14 protein-coding genes and 1 pseudogene are annotated in these 13,841 nt (G+C 73.2%); 6 read left to right on the forward strand and 9 right to left on the reverse strand.

Annotated elements, in window-relative coordinates; translation table 11 throughout:
* From AB0E19_RS24995 to AB0E19_RS25005, 3 genes are all read right to left on the reverse strand, one after another.
* Positions 1 to 327: ATP-binding cassette domain-containing protein (locus AB0E19_RS24995; protein WP_362184297.1), on the reverse strand; the 327-nt coding region annotated here is incomplete at its 3' end.
* A 470-nt stretch (positions 328 to 797) separates the two neighbouring features.
* Positions 798 to 1,640: a DUF4097 family beta strand repeat-containing protein gene (locus tag AB0E19_RS25000; protein ID WP_362184299.1), complete on the reverse strand. Its 843-nt coding sequence runs from the start codon at positions 1,638 to 1,640 to the stop codon at positions 798 to 800.
* 116 nt (positions 1,641 to 1,756) lie between these two features.
* Positions 1,757 to 2,284 (reverse strand): toxin-antitoxin system HicB family antitoxin, encoded by a 528-nt coding sequence (locus AB0E19_RS25005; protein ID WP_362184301.1) that lies wholly within the window; start codon positions 2,282 to 2,284, stop codon positions 1,757 to 1,759.
* A gap of 317 nt (positions 2,285 to 2,601) precedes the next feature.
* Between AB0E19_RS25005 and AB0E19_RS25010 the strand changes: the two genes are divergently transcribed.
* Positions 2,602 to 3,429, forward strand: coding sequence for a hypothetical protein (locus AB0E19_RS25010; RefSeq protein WP_362184303.1), 828 nt, complete (start codon positions 2,602 to 2,604; stop codon positions 3,427 to 3,429).
* A gap of 15 nt (positions 3,430 to 3,444) precedes the next feature.
* Here the strand turns inward: AB0E19_RS25010 and AB0E19_RS25015 are convergent.
* Positions 3,445 to 4,700: pseudogene (locus AB0E19_RS25015) on the reverse strand (MFS transporter).
* Positions 4,697 to 5,311, reverse strand: coding sequence for a helix-turn-helix domain-containing protein (locus AB0E19_RS25020; protein ID WP_362184305.1), 615 nt, complete (start codon positions 5,309 to 5,311; stop codon positions 4,697 to 4,699). Before AB0E19_RS25020 ends, AB0E19_RS25015 begins: the two are co-directional and overlap by 4 nt.
* A gap of 97 nt (positions 5,312 to 5,408) precedes the next feature.
* Here AB0E19_RS25020 and AB0E19_RS25025 point away from each other — a divergent pair, with 97 nt between their 5' ends.
* The 5 genes from AB0E19_RS25025 to AB0E19_RS25045 all read left to right on the forward strand — a co-directional run bounded on the left by AB0E19_RS25025 (position 5,409) and on the right by AB0E19_RS25045 (position 9,864).
* Positions 5,409 to 5,747 (forward strand): hypothetical protein, encoded by a 339-nt coding sequence (locus AB0E19_RS25025; protein ID WP_362184307.1) that lies wholly within the window; start codon positions 5,409 to 5,411, stop codon positions 5,745 to 5,747.
* 85 nt (positions 5,748 to 5,832) lie between these two features.
* Positions 5,833 to 6,909: a chitinase gene (locus tag AB0E19_RS25030; RefSeq protein WP_362184309.1), complete on the forward strand. Its 1,077-nt coding sequence runs from the start codon at positions 5,833 to 5,835 to the stop codon at positions 6,907 to 6,909.
* Positions 6,910 to 7,011: 102 nt separating this feature from the next.
* Entirely contained in the window at positions 7,012 to 8,493 is a 1,482-nt protein-coding gene (locus AB0E19_RS25035; protein ID WP_362184311.1) for an amidase, read from the forward strand.
* An 86-nt stretch (positions 8,494 to 8,579) separates the two neighbouring features.
* Positions 8,580 to 9,452 (forward strand): hypothetical protein, encoded by an 873-nt coding sequence (locus AB0E19_RS25040; protein ID WP_362184313.1) that lies wholly within the window; start codon positions 8,580 to 8,582, stop codon positions 9,450 to 9,452.
* A gap of 94 nt (positions 9,453 to 9,546) precedes the next feature.
* Positions 9,547 to 9,864 carry a hypothetical protein gene (locus AB0E19_RS25045; protein ID WP_362184315.1) on the forward strand — a complete coding sequence of 106 codons (318 nt, stop codon included), beginning with the start codon at positions 9,547 to 9,549 and terminating at the stop codon, positions 9,862 to 9,864.
* A 13-nt stretch (positions 9,865 to 9,877) separates the two neighbouring features.
* Here AB0E19_RS25045 and AB0E19_RS25050 read toward each other — a convergent pair whose 3' ends face one another.
* Genes AB0E19_RS25050 through AB0E19_RS25065 form a run of 4 tightly spaced genes read right to left on the reverse strand, consistent with a single transcriptional unit; the run spans position 9,878 to position 13,840 of the window.
* Entirely contained in the window at positions 9,878 to 10,810 is a 933-nt protein-coding gene (locus tag AB0E19_RS25050) for an oligopeptide/dipeptide ABC transporter ATP-binding protein (protein ID WP_362184543.1), read from the reverse strand.
* Positions 10,811 to 10,863: 53 nt separating this feature from the next.
* Complete coding sequence (locus tag AB0E19_RS25055; protein ID WP_362184317.1) at positions 10,864 to 11,877, reverse strand: ABC transporter ATP-binding protein; 1,014 nt, start codon at positions 11,875 to 11,877, stop codon at positions 10,864 to 10,866.
* Positions 11,877 to 12,863: an ABC transporter permease gene (locus AB0E19_RS25060; RefSeq protein ID WP_362184319.1), complete on the reverse strand. Its 987-nt coding sequence runs from the start codon at positions 12,861 to 12,863 to the stop codon at positions 11,877 to 11,879. Before AB0E19_RS25060 ends, AB0E19_RS25055 begins: the two co-directional genes overlap by 1 nt.
* Positions 12,860 to 13,840, reverse strand: coding sequence for an ABC transporter permease (locus AB0E19_RS25065; RefSeq protein WP_362184321.1), 981 nt, complete (start codon positions 13,838 to 13,840; stop codon positions 12,860 to 12,862). Before AB0E19_RS25065 ends, AB0E19_RS25060 begins: the two co-directional genes overlap by 4 nt.
* Between the last annotated feature and the right edge of the window lies 1 nt (position 13,841).

Consider the following 13,841-nt stretch of genomic DNA (forward strand, 5'->3'; position numbering starts at 1 on the left):
GGCGGAGAACTGTCCGGTGACGCCGATGGCGGCGCGGACGCGGTGGGCGTCGGTGGTGAGGTCGTGTCCGGCGACGGTGGCGTGGCCGGCGTCGGTGGTGACGAGGGTGGAGAGGATCTTCACGGCGGTGGTCTTGCCCGCGCCGTTCGGACCGAGCAGGGCGAAGACGGAACCGGCCGGGATGTGGAGGTCGACTCCGTCGAGGACGACCTTGTCGCCGTACGACTTCCGGAGGCCGGCGGCGGTGATGGCGGGGGGTGCCGTGTGACCGTTCCCCTGGCTCGGGAGGGGCTGAGGGGTGGGCGTGGGCATGACAGAGGAAGGCATGAGGGCCTCCGATCGAAGGCTGAGGTGGGTGTGAGTGTGAGTGTGGGTGTGGGGCGGGGAGGGAGCCGGAGCGGCTGGGTCCGCGCTGCGCCGGGCCTCGGGGCGGCGCGTTGCCGGCGGGGCGGGACCGGGGGCCCGAGTGCGCCGGGCGGGATCCGGGCCGGAGCCGGATGACGGGTGCCTGTCCGGAGGGAGGCCGGGACGGTCCGGGGTGGGCGCGGCCCTGTGGGGAGGCGGACTCGGGGCCCGCCGGAGGGGGCAGGGCGGAGCTCGCGCCGCGTCGCGTGGGCGTGAGGCCGGGTGGTTCCGGGGGCCGGAGGGGGTCCGCCGGGCCGGAGCCCGGGCGGAGTGGGAGGGGAGGCCGTGCGGTGCCCGCTCGGGTGGGGCCGGAGGGGCCCGGGCGTTGCTGTGCCTTCACCCGGCCGGGCAGGAGGAGGGCAGGGGCGGTCTCGGGTGGGGGCCGGGGAGGGTCAGGGGCGGGCCCGGCGGATGTCGATGTTGCCGTGGCGGGTGCGGGCGCGGACCTTGACGGTTTCCTCCGTCGCCTCGGGGGCGTCCGAGGCCGTCAGACCGTTGCGTACCTGGCCGCTGCCGGAGACGGCGTCGAGCCATGCGGCGGTGCCTTCGCGGATGCCGACGTCGATGGCGCCGTAGCTCGTCTCCAGCTGCGCCGTCCCCCGGGCGATCTCGCCGATCCGGACCGTGCCGTGGGCCGTGGTCGCGGTGACCGAGTCCTCGGCGCGGTCGACGGTGATGTCGCCGTGCGCCCCGCTCACGCGGAGCTCGCCGGTGACGGCGCCGACCGTCGTGGTGCCGGACGAGTTCTTCAGGACGGCCGGGCCGTCGACGAAGCCGACGCGCATGCTGCCGGAGCTGGTGGTGATCTCGGCCGCTCCTTCGACGCGGTCGACGGTGATGGAGCCGTGCGAGGCGACGAGGTGCAGCGGGCCCGTGGTGTCGAGCCGGGCGTCGCCGGCGGAGGTCTTCACGCGGACCTCGCCGAACCTGCCCTCGCCGAGGATCTGGGTCCAGGCGCCGTCGACCTCGACCCGGGAACCGGTCGGCAGCTCCACAATCACGTCGACGACGCCGGTGCGGCCGAACAGGTTCGACTTGGGCGTCCGCACGGTCAGCGTGCCGTTGGCGTACGACACCTCGGTCTGCGAGGCCGTCCGCACGTCCAGGTCCTTCTTCGGATTGCGCGGAGCCACCTCGACCACCGTGTCCGTACGGTCGCCGGCGACGAACTGGATGGAACCGGCCTCCACACGGGCCAGGGCCGAGATCGCTGCGGGAGTGTCGAAAGAAGGCATGGCTGTCCCGTCCTCTTGGGTCTCTGGGGCGTCCCCGCTGGTGGGACGTGGTGGGAGTGGAGTGGAGTGGAGTGGGGTGATGGAGTGGAACGTCGGTGCCGGACGGGGTGGGCGGGCTAGCGCACCCAGCCCGTGATGCTCTGGCCGACGGACCGGGGTCCCTCCGCCGTGCGCGGGCGGGTCGCGGCGCCGCCGTCGAGCGCCGACGACACGGCCCGTACCAGCCAGGCGTTCACCGACAGTCCCTCGCGGCTCGCGGCCTCCTCGGCCCGCGCCTTGAGGTGGGCCGGCAGTCGCAGGTTCACCCGGGCGACCGCCCCCTCGTCCGTCTCGGGGGCCGCCGTGGCCGCCGGCGGTTCGGCGGGCTCCGAGGGCTCCACGGGCGCCGCGCCGCTGTCGGCCGGCGGCCGCGTCACCACGAAGTCCGGGTCGAGACCGCGGAGGCGTACGTCGACCGAACCGGGGGCGAGCTCGCGGGTGATCTCGTCCGTCGCGGCGGAGAGCACGTTGAGCATGGTCAGACGGGCCGCCGACTCCAGCGGAGCGGTGAGCCGCTCGGCCAGCTCGCGGGCCGCGTCGCCACCGGCTTCGGCGGCCACCGCGAGTTCGCGGCGGAGGGTGTCGACATACGGGGTGAGGTCCATGACGTCATCATGGCACCATCATGGCGCCATACGCAACCCCTCGTGGCGCCACATGGCGCCATGTGGCGCCGAATGGCGCCAGTGGGCGCCTTCGGTGTGCCGGTCGACGTGGGATGTGGCGCCATGTGGCGTCATGTGGCGCCACCTGGCACCGCACGGCGCCCCGGTGGGGCTGACGGGTCGAGTACCACCGTGCGCAGATCCGCGGGCATCCGGGCTTCCGTGAGTGCAGTGTCGCGGACGCGGACGCGGACAAGCTGACCGGCTGGCTCGCCGAACGCGTCGCGTGCAGGGAGCGGCGGCCGGAGCAGGTGCGGGTGGAGCTGCTGCTCGCGGTCCGCGCGATCGGGCTTCCGCCGGATCTGTTCACGGACGTCGCGCCGAAGGTGGTGGCCGGATGGCGGGCGCGGGCCGCAGCGGAGTCGCCCTCCCATCTGCGTACGCACCCGCTGCCGTTGCGGGTGACGCTGCCGGCCGCGCTGCTGCACGAGCGGGAGCGGGAGATCACGGACGCGCTGGTGGAGCCGCTGATCTTCACGGTGCACCGGATCGGGGCGCGGGCGGAGAAGAAGGTCACCGAGCAGCTCGTCAACGCGTTCAAGAAGGTGTCGGGCAAGGAGAACATCCTCTTCGAGCTCGCCGAGGCGTCGATCGGCGAGCCGGAGGGCACGGTCCGCGAGGTCGTCTACCCGGCCGTGCCGGGCAGTGAGCAGACGCTGCGGGAGCTGGTGCACGAGTTCAAGACCCGCGGCCCGGTCTACCGGCGCACGGTGCGGACCGCGTTGAAGGCGTCCTGCACCGACCACTACCGGCGCGGGCTGATCAAGCTGCTGGACGTGCTGGAGTTCCGTTCCTCCGACCACACGCACCAGCCGGTGATCGAGGCCCTGGGGCTGGTGGCCCGGTACGCGGCGGCGGGCAACACCACGTACGACCCGCTGGGCGAGACGGTGCCGGCGCACAAGGCGATGGGCGGGGACTGGGCGGAAGCCGTCCACCACACCGACAAGCGCGGCCGGCGCCGGGTGGTGCGCATGGTCTACGAGGTCGTCATGGGTGCCCGCCTCAACCTCACCGTGGCCGCGATGCCCGGCCCCCGTGCAGCGGGCGATGAGGCACCGGCCGACGAACGTATGGACACGTGAGCCGGTCCGGGCGCGTCACCGGCCGGCCGGCGATGCGGGCCTCGGCGGGTTGAGTTCGGCGCGTCGCAGCACGGGGAAAGAGAGGCCGAGCACTGCGGCAAGCAGGCAGATTGCACCGCACCCGATGAAGAACACCTCCGCTCCCCAGAGGGCCACCGTGATGCCGACAGCAGGGAAGAGCACGGGTGCAAGGCCCAGCGTGCACAGAGTCATGACCGAGGTGACTCGTCCGAGGTAGTGAGGGTCTGTCTCTGTTTGGACCAGCGCCTGGGTCACGGTCGTCGTGACCCCGCTGGTCAGTCCGATCAAGAAACCGAAGACGACGGCGATGGGCAGTGAGGGCGCATGCCCCAGGGCGACCGTTCCCGCAGCGGTGGCGACAACGTGCCACAGACCGCCAGCCCGGCGCGCGGTATCCGGGCCGCGACGGTGAGCAGCAACGCCGAAGCCGCGGCTCCGACACTGAATGCGCTCGCGATCCACCCCATGCCCGAGGCACCCCAGCCGCGTTCATCGGCGAGGAGCACCAAGCCGGTGGCGACCGGACCGCTGAAGCACATCTCGCTCAGCCCGATCACCGTGACCAGCGGGGCGAGCATCCGATGGCGGCGCACATATCGCAGACCGTCGCCCAGTTCACGCCAGGCGGAGCCGCGCTGAGGTTCCTCCGTCAGGGGAGCGACTCGCACGGTGAGCAGCGTGACGAGCGACAGCGCGAAGAGAGCGGCAGCCGCTGTGAATGCACCAGCCGCACCGCCGACCACCAGGACGGCTCCCGCCAGGAGCGGGCCGACAGCATTGCTCAGGCGGATCGACAACCCGCGCATCCCCTGAACCCGGGCGAGCTGCTCAGGTGCGGTAATGCGCGGCGGGAGCGCGCCCACCGCGGGCATGAACACCGCGTCCACCACACCGAAGATCAACGCAACCGTGACCAGCAGCCAGATACCCGGGGACGCCAGCATGAGTGCCCCGGCGACCGCGAGGACCACCGCACAGCGAACCGCGTCGCTGACGACAGCGACCCGGCGCGGCCCGAACCGGTCGGCCACCACACCACCGCCCAGCATGAGCACCGCACGGGGAAGAGCCCCGGCCGCGACCACCAGGCCCACCTGCGACGGCCCCCCAGCGCGTGCGGCCGCCCAGGACAGGGCGAGAAAGTACACAACGTCACCGGCAACCGAAGCCGTGTACGCGGCAAGCCAGCGCAGAACGTTGGCATCCCGGTAAGCCGGCCGCGCGACCGCGGCTATGCCGTGCGCGTTCACGCCTCACCGGCCGGCGGCAGCGCCGTGCCGGGAACCGGAAACGCATGCACGTGCACCGCTACGGGCGAAGCGCCTTCGGTCGCCTCGCGCTCCCCCTCTCGGTATCGCAAGATCACCTCGAAGATCTCGGCCCTCATCCTGTCCACGTCGCCCGGGGCCAGATGCAGAAGGAAGTCACTGTAGGTAGTGACGTCGAGCCACTTTTGAGGAAGCAGCGGCACCTCATGCGCAGCTCTGCGCAGACGATCTGCAGCGGCAAGGGCGACCGCGTGCGTGTACGCGCGTCCGGCCTCGCGCTGCTCCGCAGGAGAGGCCGCGGGATCGTGTATCGACTGGCGATGAGCAGATTTCCACCACCGCTCGCGCCCGGTACCGCGGTCCGGCTCCTCCGCGATGAGCCCTCCCGAGGCAAGGCGACGCAGGTGGTAGCTCGCCGCGCCAGGGTTGATGCCGAGCTCGTCGGAGATCCGGGTGGCAGTGGACGGACCACGCTCGCGCAGCAGGGTGAGCACGTTCAGACGCAACGGGTGAGCGAGCACGCGCAAGGCGGCGGTGTCGAGTTCGACGTCCCGTCCCGAGGACTCGCCGGACGAAGCAGAGGAAGCGGCCATGCGCAGAACGTAGATCTACAACAGTTGTTTCAAAAGAGTTGTTGTGAAGCGTTCCAAGTTCCGGCGCGGCCCCCCGCGTTCGGAAATCGACCGATGGATGAGCAAGATCGGCAAACGGCGACGCACGGCCGGATCGGCGCCGGATCATGCCCATGAAACGGTGTCAGGAAGTCGATGTGCTCAAGGAGAACCTGAGGGGCACCCTGTTGGGCGGCTGCTCGACCGGCAGATCCGCGCACTCACCGAAGCCGGGTGCATCCGGATCTTCGCCGACGAGAAGTCCGGCAAGAACGCCGAACGCGAGGAGCCGTGGAAGGCCCTGGACTGCCTCCGCAAGAGTGCCGCCCGGTGTCGACCAGTGCCGTCCGCCTCCGTCGGACTCGCTGTCGCGCCCCTTGCCCATATCGCCAACTCCCCTCTCCGCATGCATGGTTGACGGTAGGTCTGGACCAATCTACGGTCTCCTGGAGCGCGCGCCGCGCCCCGGACCGACCCCCCCCCACGTCCCAAGGAGCACACGCATGCCAGGCTCACGGATCGCCCGCGCCCTCGGGGCGGGCCTCGCCGCCCTGCTCGCCGCCGTCGCGGCCACCTCCTCCCAGGCCGCCGCCCGCCCCGCCACGACCACCGAGGCCGCCGCCGACACCTGCGCCCTCAAGCCCCGACCCGCCGGCAAGGTCCTCCAGGGCTACTGGGAGAACTGGGACGGCGCCGCGAACGGCGTCCATCCGCCCTTCGGGTGGGCCCCGATCGACGATCCCCGGTTCGCCGCCCACGGGTACAACGTCGTCAACGCCGCCTTCCCCGTGATCCGCTCCGACGGGACCGTGCTGTGGGAGGACGGCATGGACAACACCGTCAAGGTCTCCACCCCCGCCGAGATGTGCCGCGCCAAGGCCGCGGGTGCCACCCTCCTCATGTCCATCGGCGGTGCCGCCGCCGGCATCGACCTCGGCTCCGCGGCCGTCGCCGACCGCTTCGTCGAGACGATCGTGCCGATCCTGCAGCGGTACAACTTCGACGGCATCGACATCGACATCGAGACCGGCCTCGTCGGCAGCGGCAGCATCACCACCCTCTCCGCCTCCCAGGCCAACCTGATCCGGATCATCGACGGCGTCCTCGCCCGCATGCCCGCCGGCTTCGGGCTGACGATGGCGCCCGAGACCGCGTACGTCACCGGCGGCAGCGTCGCGTACGGCTCGATCTGGGGCGCGTACCTGCCCATCGTGAAGAAGTACGCCGACAACGGGCGCCTGTGGTGGCTGAACATGCAGTACTACAACGGCAGCATGTACGGCTGTTCCGGCGACTCCTACTCCGCCGGTACCGTCGCCGGCTTCACCGCGCAGACCGACTGCCTCGACCGCGGTCTCGTCATCCAGGGCACCACCATCCGCGTCCCGTACGACAAGCAGGTCCCGGGCCTGCCCGCGCAGCCCGGCGCGGGCGGCGGCTACATGACGCCCTCGCTCGTCGCCCAGGCGTGGAACCACTACGGCGGCAAGCTCAAGGGCCTGATGACCTGGTCGGCGAACTGGGACGGGTCGAAGAACTGGACCTTCGGCGACAACGTCAAGCGACTCCAGGGCCGTTAGCCCTCCGCCGTGCCGCCCTCCGCCGTGGCCTCCCTCGCCCTGCGCTCCGCCGCCCCGGCCCCTCGCGTGTTACCCGCGGGTACGCCATGATGGCGGCAGCAGGTGACCACGACCACCCCGGGGGCTGAGGCAGCGGTGAGCGACGACAAGCGGAACAGGGAGCACGCCTTCCGGGACGACTCCCTCGGGGAGCACGACGCCGTCGGACTCGCGGAGGCGATCCGGCGGCGGGAGGTGAGTCCCGCCGAGGCGGCCAGGGACGCGGCCGCCCGGCTCCGGGCGGTCGCCGGCCTGAACGCGGTGCAGACCCCGCTCGACCCTTCCCCGAGTTCTCGACTTCGTTCGGGCGAGGGGATGCCCCAAGCCCTCGGCGGCGGGAACGGCGGGGCCTTCGCCGGAGTCCCCACCCTCGTCAAGGACAACACCGACTTCGCGGGGCTGCCCACCGGCCACGGCAGCGCCGCCTTCACGCCCCGGCCCGCCCGCCGGCACGCGCCCTTCGTCCGGCAGTTCCTCAGCACCGGCGTCACGGTCCTCGGCAAGACCCGGCTGCCGGAGTTCGGCTTCAGCCCGACCACCGAGTACGAGCACGCCGAGCCGGTCCGCAACCCCTGGCACACCGGACACTCCTCCGGTGGCTCCTCCGGCGGCGCCGCGGCGCTCGTCGCCGCCGGGGCCGTACCCCTCGCCCACGCCAACGACGGCGGCGGCTCCATCCGGATCCCCGCCGCGGCCTGCGGACTCGTCGGCCTCAAGCCCACGAGGGGCCGCGTCGTCCCGAACGACCAGAGCCGCCACCTGCCGGTCGACCTGGTCGTCGACGGCGTCGTCACCCGCACCGTCCGCGACTCCGCCGCCTTCCTCGCCGCCGCCGAGCGCTACCGGCGCAACCCGAAGCTGCCGCCCGTCGGCCTCGTCGAGGGGCCCTCGGACCGCAGGCTGCGCATCGGCTTCCTGCTCGACTCGCCGAACGGCGTCGCCTGCGACGACGACACCCGCGCCGCCGTCACCGACACCGCCGCCACGCTCCGGGGCCTCGGCCACACCGTCGAACCCGTCACCATGGACATCGACCCCCGCTTCACCGAGGACTTCCTCACCTACTGGGGGCTGCTCTCCTTCCTCCTCGGCACCACCGGCCGCACCTTCGGCGCCGACTTCGACCGGCACCGCATGGACGGACTCAGCCGCGGGCTGCGCGAGGAGTACGTGCGGCGGTGGCGGGACACCCCGGGCGTGCTGCGCCGGCTGCGGCGCACCAAGGAGGCGTACGCGGCGGCCCTGCGCGGTCTCGATCTCGTCCTCACCCCGGTGCTCGCCCACACGACGCCCCCGATCGGGCACCTCAGCCCCACGGTGCCGTACGAGGTCCTCGTCGAGCGGATCCTGGCGTACGTCGCCTACACGCCGATCGACAACGTGGTGGGCACCCCGTCGATCTCGCTGCCCAGCGCCCGCACCACCGCCGACGGGCTGCCCGTCGGTGTCCTCCTCTCCGGCAGGCCCGGCAGCGAACGCACCCTCCTGGAGGCGGCGTTCGCCCTGGAGGCCGAGCGGCCCTTCCGGCGCATCCAGGACGCCTGAGGCCCCCGCCACCGAGCGGGTGACGGGCGGACGGCCCGCGGAGGTTCGGCCCGCGCGTCCGCGCCGGGCCCCGCAGAGTGGGGCGCATGGATGTCGATGTGGAGCGGGTCACCGACGAGCTGTACGGGTTGAGGCCGGCCGACTTCACGGCCGCCCGGGACGCGTACGTCGCCGAGGCGCGGCGGGCGAAGGACACGGCGGCCGCGAAGGCGATCGCGGCGCTGCGGCGCCCGCCGCTCGCCGTCTGGGCGGCGAACCTGCTGGCGCGTGAACGGCCCGGGGAGGCCGAGCGGTTCCTCGCCCTGGGCGAGGCGCTCCGCGAGGCCCACCGGACGCTCGACGGCGAGCGGCTGCGGGAGGCGAGCCGGCAGCAGCACCGGCTCGTCGGGGCGCTCGTCCGGACCACCGCGGGTCTCGCGGAGGAGGCCGGTCAGCCCGCGAGCGACGTGGTGCTCGGCGACGTCGAGCGGATCCTGCACGCCGTCCTCGCCCTCCCTGACGTCGCCGGGCCGTGGGCGAAGGGACGGCTCGCCGCGATGCCGGAGGCGGCCGTCGGCTTCCCCGCCGCCCCTCCCGACACCCTGGCGGCCCGGACCCCGGCCGCCCCGCCGGAACAGCCGGAGGGACACGACCGGAAGGCCGGGGAGAGGGCGGAGCACGCCAGAGCGGCGGAAGCGAAGGCGAAGGAGGCCCGGGCCGGCCTGGCCCGGCGGGAGCGGGACCTGGACTCCGCCCGGGAGGCGGAACGGGCCGCTGCGGCGGCGGCCGGGGAAGCCGCCGACCGGCTTCGCCGCGCCGAGTCGGAGCGGGAGGACGCCCGCACGGCGGCCGCCGCGGCCGAGGAGACCGCGCAGCGGGCCGGTACGGGCCTCCGGGCCGCCGAGCGCGCCGTGGAGGAGGCCAGGTCCGCCGTCGAGGCGGCCGAGGCGGCTTCCCGCCGCCACCGGCGGGACGCGTGACCGCCCCCGCCGCCACCGCACCTGAGTACGTACGGCCACCGTCCTGAGTACCGGCCCGGATCCCGGGCCGCTGCGGCCGTGGTGAGCTGGGGCCATGACGACGGCGACCGACACCGACACCCGCACCCACGTCCGCACCGACCCGACCTGGTGGAAGGCGCCCCTGGTGGCGACGCTCCCCGGACTCCCGCTCCTGGTCGGCGGGTTCGCGACCTTCTGGGCCGACGGGTACACCAGCGGCTTCGAGACCCTCCTCACCCTCGCGGGCGTCCTCCTCGCCATGGCCTGGCTGCTGCCGCACCGCCGCGCCCTCCGGTGGGTCCGTACCGCCGCCGCGTCCGCCGCCCTCCTCCTGCTCGCGGCGCCCTGGGCGCTGGCCCTGCTGATGGTCCTGGCGATGGCGTCCGGCTGACACCGCCGGCCCGTCAGCCCTCCTCGGGGAAGTGGCAGGCCACCTCCCGGGGTTCGCCCGCCGTGAGCACCCGCAGGGCCGGTGCCTCGGTGCGGCAGATGGCCTGTGCCTTCGGGCAGCGGGGGTGGAAGGTGCAGCCGGGCGGGGGAGCGGCGGGACTGGGCGGGTCGCCGAGGAGGGTGATCCGTTCGCGGGCGCGTTCGGCCGCCGGGTCCGGCAGCGGTACGGCGGAGAGCAGCGCCCGGGTGTAGGGGTGGGCGGGGGTCTCGTACACCTGCCGTTTGGCGCCGATCTCGACGATCCGGCCGAGGTACATGACCGCGACCCGGTCGCAGACCCGTTTCACCACCGACAGGTCGTGGGCGATGAAGAGGTAGGCGAGGCCGAGTTCGTCCTGGAGCCGTTCCATCAGGTTGACGATCTGCGCCTGGACGGACACGTCGAGGGCGGAGACCGGCTCGTCGGCGACGACGAGCCGGGGGCCCGTCGCGAGCGCCCGCGCGATGCCGATGCGCTGGGCCTGTCCGCCGGAGAACTCGTGCGGGCGCCGGTCGGCGTGTTCGGGGATGAGGCCGACCAGCTCCATCAGCTCCAGCGCCCGTCTGCGCGCCTCGTCGGCCGAACTCCCCTGGACGAGCAGGGGGTCGGCGATGATCCGGGCCACGGACTGGCGGGGGTTGAGGGAGGAGTGGGGGTCCTGGAAGACCATCTGGATCTCGCGGCGGAGCGGCTTCAGGGCCCGCTGCGAGAGGTGGGCGATCGGACGGCCGCCGTACTCGACGGAGCCGGCGGTCGGTTCCAGGAGCCGGACGATCATCCGGCCGGTGGTCGACTTTCCGCAGCCGGACTCGCCGACCAGGCCCAGGGTCTCCCCGGCCGCCAGGTCGAATCCGACGCCGTCGACGGCCCGCACGGGCGCGGAGCCGCGCCGGCCCGGGAAGGTCATCGCCAGGTCCCGGACCCGCAGCAGCGGCGGCTCACCGGGAGGGGTCGGCGTGCTCACGGGGCGATCCCTTCGTAGGAGGCGGCGGCCGGGAGGGCCGCGAAGTGGCAGGCCGCGGTGTGGCCGTCGGGTCCGGTCAGGGCCGGCCGGTCGTGGTCGCACCGGGCCCTTTCCTCCGGCGTGCCCGCCGCCGCGCGGGCGCAGCGGGGGGCGAAGGCGCAGCCGGGGGAGGGGGCGAGGAGGGACGGCGGGGTGCCGGGGATGGCGCGGAGCGGTACGTCGTCGGGGTCGTCGAGCCGGGGGAGCGAGTCGAGGAGCCCGCGGGTGTACGGGTGCGCGGGGGCGGCGAACAGGGCGTCCACCGGGGCCTGTTCGGCGGCCCGGCCGCCGTACATGACGAGGACCTCGTGGGCGACGCGGGCCACCACGCCCAGGTCGTGGGTGATCATGACGACGGACAGCCGGCGTTCCTGCTGGAGGCGGGCGAGCAGGTCGAGGATCTGCGCCTGGACGGTGACGTCGAGCGCGGTGGTCGGTTCGTCGGCGATGAGGAGGTCGGGTTCGCAGACCAGCGCCATGGCGATCATGACGCGTTGGCGCATGCCGCCGGAGAACTGGTGCGGGTACTCGCCGGCCCGCCGCTTCGGTTCCGGGATGCCGACCTCGGCGAGCGCCTCGATCGCGCGGGCGCGGGCGGCGGCCCTGCGGGTGCCGAAGTGGACGCGGTGGTGCTCGGCGATCTGCTCGCCGACCGTGTAGTACGGGTGGAGGCTGGAGAGCGGGTCCTGGAAGATCATCGCCATCCGCCGGCCGCGCAGCCGGTTGAGCTCCTGGTCGCGCAGGCCGACGAGTTCGCGGCCGTCGAGGGCGACCGAGCCGGTGACCTCGGCGCCGGTGTGGAGGCCCATGACGGCGAGCGAGGTCACGGACTTGCCGGAGCCGGACTCGCCGACGATGCCGAGGGTGCGGCCGTGCGGGACGTCGAAGGAGAGGGAGTCCACGGCGCGGACGGGGCCGCGCGGGGTCCGGAAGGTGACGCTGAGGTCCCGGACGGACAACAGGGCGGTCATCAGTACCTCACTCGCGGGTCGACGACGGCGTACAGCAGGTCCACGGCGAGGTTGGCGACGACGATGAAGGTGGCGGCGAGCAGCGTCACGCCGAGGATGACGGGCTGGTCGCCGGTGGTGAGGGCGCCGTAGAAGAGGCGTCCGATGCCGGGGAGTCCGAAGAGGGACTCGGTGATGACGGCGCCGGCGAGGAGGCCGCCGAGGTCCATGCCGAAGAGGGTGAGGACGGGGGTCATGCCGGCGCGCAGGCCGTGCTTGACGACCACCGTGCGGCGCGGCAGGCCCTTGGCGCGGGCGGTGCGGATGTACGGCTCCGCCATGGACTCGATCATGGCGGAGCGGCTCTGCCGGGCGTACATGGCGGCGTACAGGATCGCGAGGGCCAGCCAGGGCAGGAGCAGATTGGACGCCCAGGACAGCGGGTCGGAGGTGAAGGGGACGTAACTCGGGTAGGGCAGCAGCCCGGTGAGCCGGATCAGTCCGTAGATGAGGAGGACGGAGGTGAAGTAGACGGGCAGCGAGGCGGCGGCGACGGCGCCGACCATGAGGGCCCGGTCGGTCAGGCTGTCCTTGCGGAGGGCGGCGGTGACGCCGGCCGTCAGGCCGAGGGCGAGCCAGAGGACGGCGGCGCCGACCGCGAGCGAGGCGGAGACGGGCAGCCGGTCGACGAGCAGGTCCCAGACGCCCTCGCTGTTCTCGTACGAGTAGCCGAGGCAGGGGAAGTCGCAGTGCAGGGCGTACTGGCCGGTGCCCATGGTGCGGCCGGTGAAGATGCCGGTGACGAAGTCGGCGAACTGCCGCCAGACGGGGGCGTCCAGGCCCATGTTCGCGCGGATCGCCTCCAGGCGTTCGTCGCTGCACGCCTTGCCGCAGGCGGCTGCGGCCGGGTCGGAGGGGAGGACGTAGAAGATGGTGAAGGTGACGGCGGCGATGGCGAGGAGGACGCCGAGCATCCCGAGGAGCCGGCGGCCGAGGTAGAGGATCACGTACGGCTCCCCCGGGGGTCGAGGACGTCGCGCAGCGCGTCGCCGAGGAGGGTGAAGGCGAGCACGGTGAGGAAGAGGCAGAGGCTGGGGACGAGGAAGTACATGGGGTCCGTGTCGTAGTAGGCGACGCTCTCGGCGATCATCTGGCCCCAGGACGGGGTCGGCGGGCGGACCCCGACGCCGAGGTAGCTCAGCGCCGCCTCGGTGGCGATCATGCCGGGGACCATCAGCGTGGTGTACGCGATGACCGGTCCGGCGACGCCCGGGAGGATGTCGCGGGCGAGGATCCGCCAGGGCCCGGAGCCTGCGACGCGGGCGGCGTCGACGTACTCGCGGTGCTTGAGGGAGAGGGTCTGGCCGCGGACGACCCGGGCGACGCCGGGCCAGCCGAAGAGGCCGATGACGAGGGTCATGAGCAGGATCCGGTCGACGTCCCTGGCCACCGACATCATCGCGATCATGAAGATGAGGGATGGGAAGGACATGGTGAGGTCCATCAGCCGGGAGAGGACCGTGTCGGTGCGGCCGCCGAAGTAGCCGGCGGCGATGCCGGCGGTGGTGCCGGCGAGGACGACGATCGCGGTGGCGGCGAAGGCGATGAGCAGGGAGACCTGGGCGCCGTGCACGACGCGGGCGAACAGGTCGCGGCCGGTGACGGGCTCGACGCCGAGCCAGTGCTCGGCGGAGACGCCGCCGAGCGGCCCGATCGGCAGTCCGCCGAGGTACGGGTCGACGGCGGACTTGTCGAACTCCTCCGGGCCCCAGCCGCCCAGCGCACTGATCAGCGGGGCGGCGGCGGTCATCACCGCGAAGAGGGCGACGACGGCGAGGGAGACCTTGAGCGAGGCGCGGCGGCCGAGCTCCGCGCGGACGAGCCGCCAGGCGCCGTCGGCCGGGTGGACCGGAGCGGCGGCGGCCGGCGCGGAGGTGGCCGCCGGATCGGGGCGGGGCCCGGGCTTGGGTGTGGTGGTGGTCATC

It is taken from the genome of Streptomyces sp. NPDC047974 (genome assembly GCF_040653375.1).
Taxonomy (GTDB): Bacteria; Actinomycetota; Actinomycetes; order Streptomycetales; family Streptomycetaceae; genus Streptomyces.

Coding starts and splice junctions, on each gene's coding strand:
- AB0E19_RS25000 (WP_362184299.1), bottom strand. CDS start 1,640: ATGCCTTCTTTCGACACTCCCGCAGCGATCTCGGCCCTGGCCCGTGTG.
- AB0E19_RS25005 (WP_362184301.1), bottom strand. CDS start 2,284: ATGGACCTCACCCCGTATGTCGACACCCTCCGCCGCGAACTCGCGGTG.
- AB0E19_RS25020 (WP_362184305.1), bottom strand. CDS start 5,311: ATGGCCGCTTCCTCTGCTTCGTCCGGCGAGTCCTCGGGACGGGACGTC.
- AB0E19_RS25025 (WP_362184307.1), top strand. CDS start 5,409: ATGAGCAAGATCGGCAAACGGCGACGCACGGCCGGATCGGCGCCGGAT.
- AB0E19_RS25030 (WP_362184309.1), top strand. CDS start 5,833: ATGCCAGGCTCACGGATCGCCCGCGCCCTCGGGGCGGGCCTCGCCGCC.
- AB0E19_RS25040 (WP_362184313.1), top strand. CDS start 8,580: ATGGATGTCGATGTGGAGCGGGTCACCGACGAGCTGTACGGGTTGAGG.
- AB0E19_RS25045 (WP_362184315.1), top strand. CDS start 9,547: ATGACGACGGCGACCGACACCGACACCCGCACCCACGTCCGCACCGAC.
- AB0E19_RS25050 (WP_362184543.1), bottom strand. CDS start 10,810: ATGACCTTCCCGGGCCGGCGCGGCTCCGCGCCCGTGCGGGCCGTCGAC.
- AB0E19_RS25055 (WP_362184317.1), bottom strand. CDS start 11,877: ATGACCGCCCTGTTGTCCGTCCGGGACCTCAGCGTCACCTTCCGGACC.
- AB0E19_RS25065 (WP_362184321.1), bottom strand. CDS start 13,840: ATGACCACCACCACACCCAAGCCCGGGCCCCGCCCCGATCCGGCGGCC.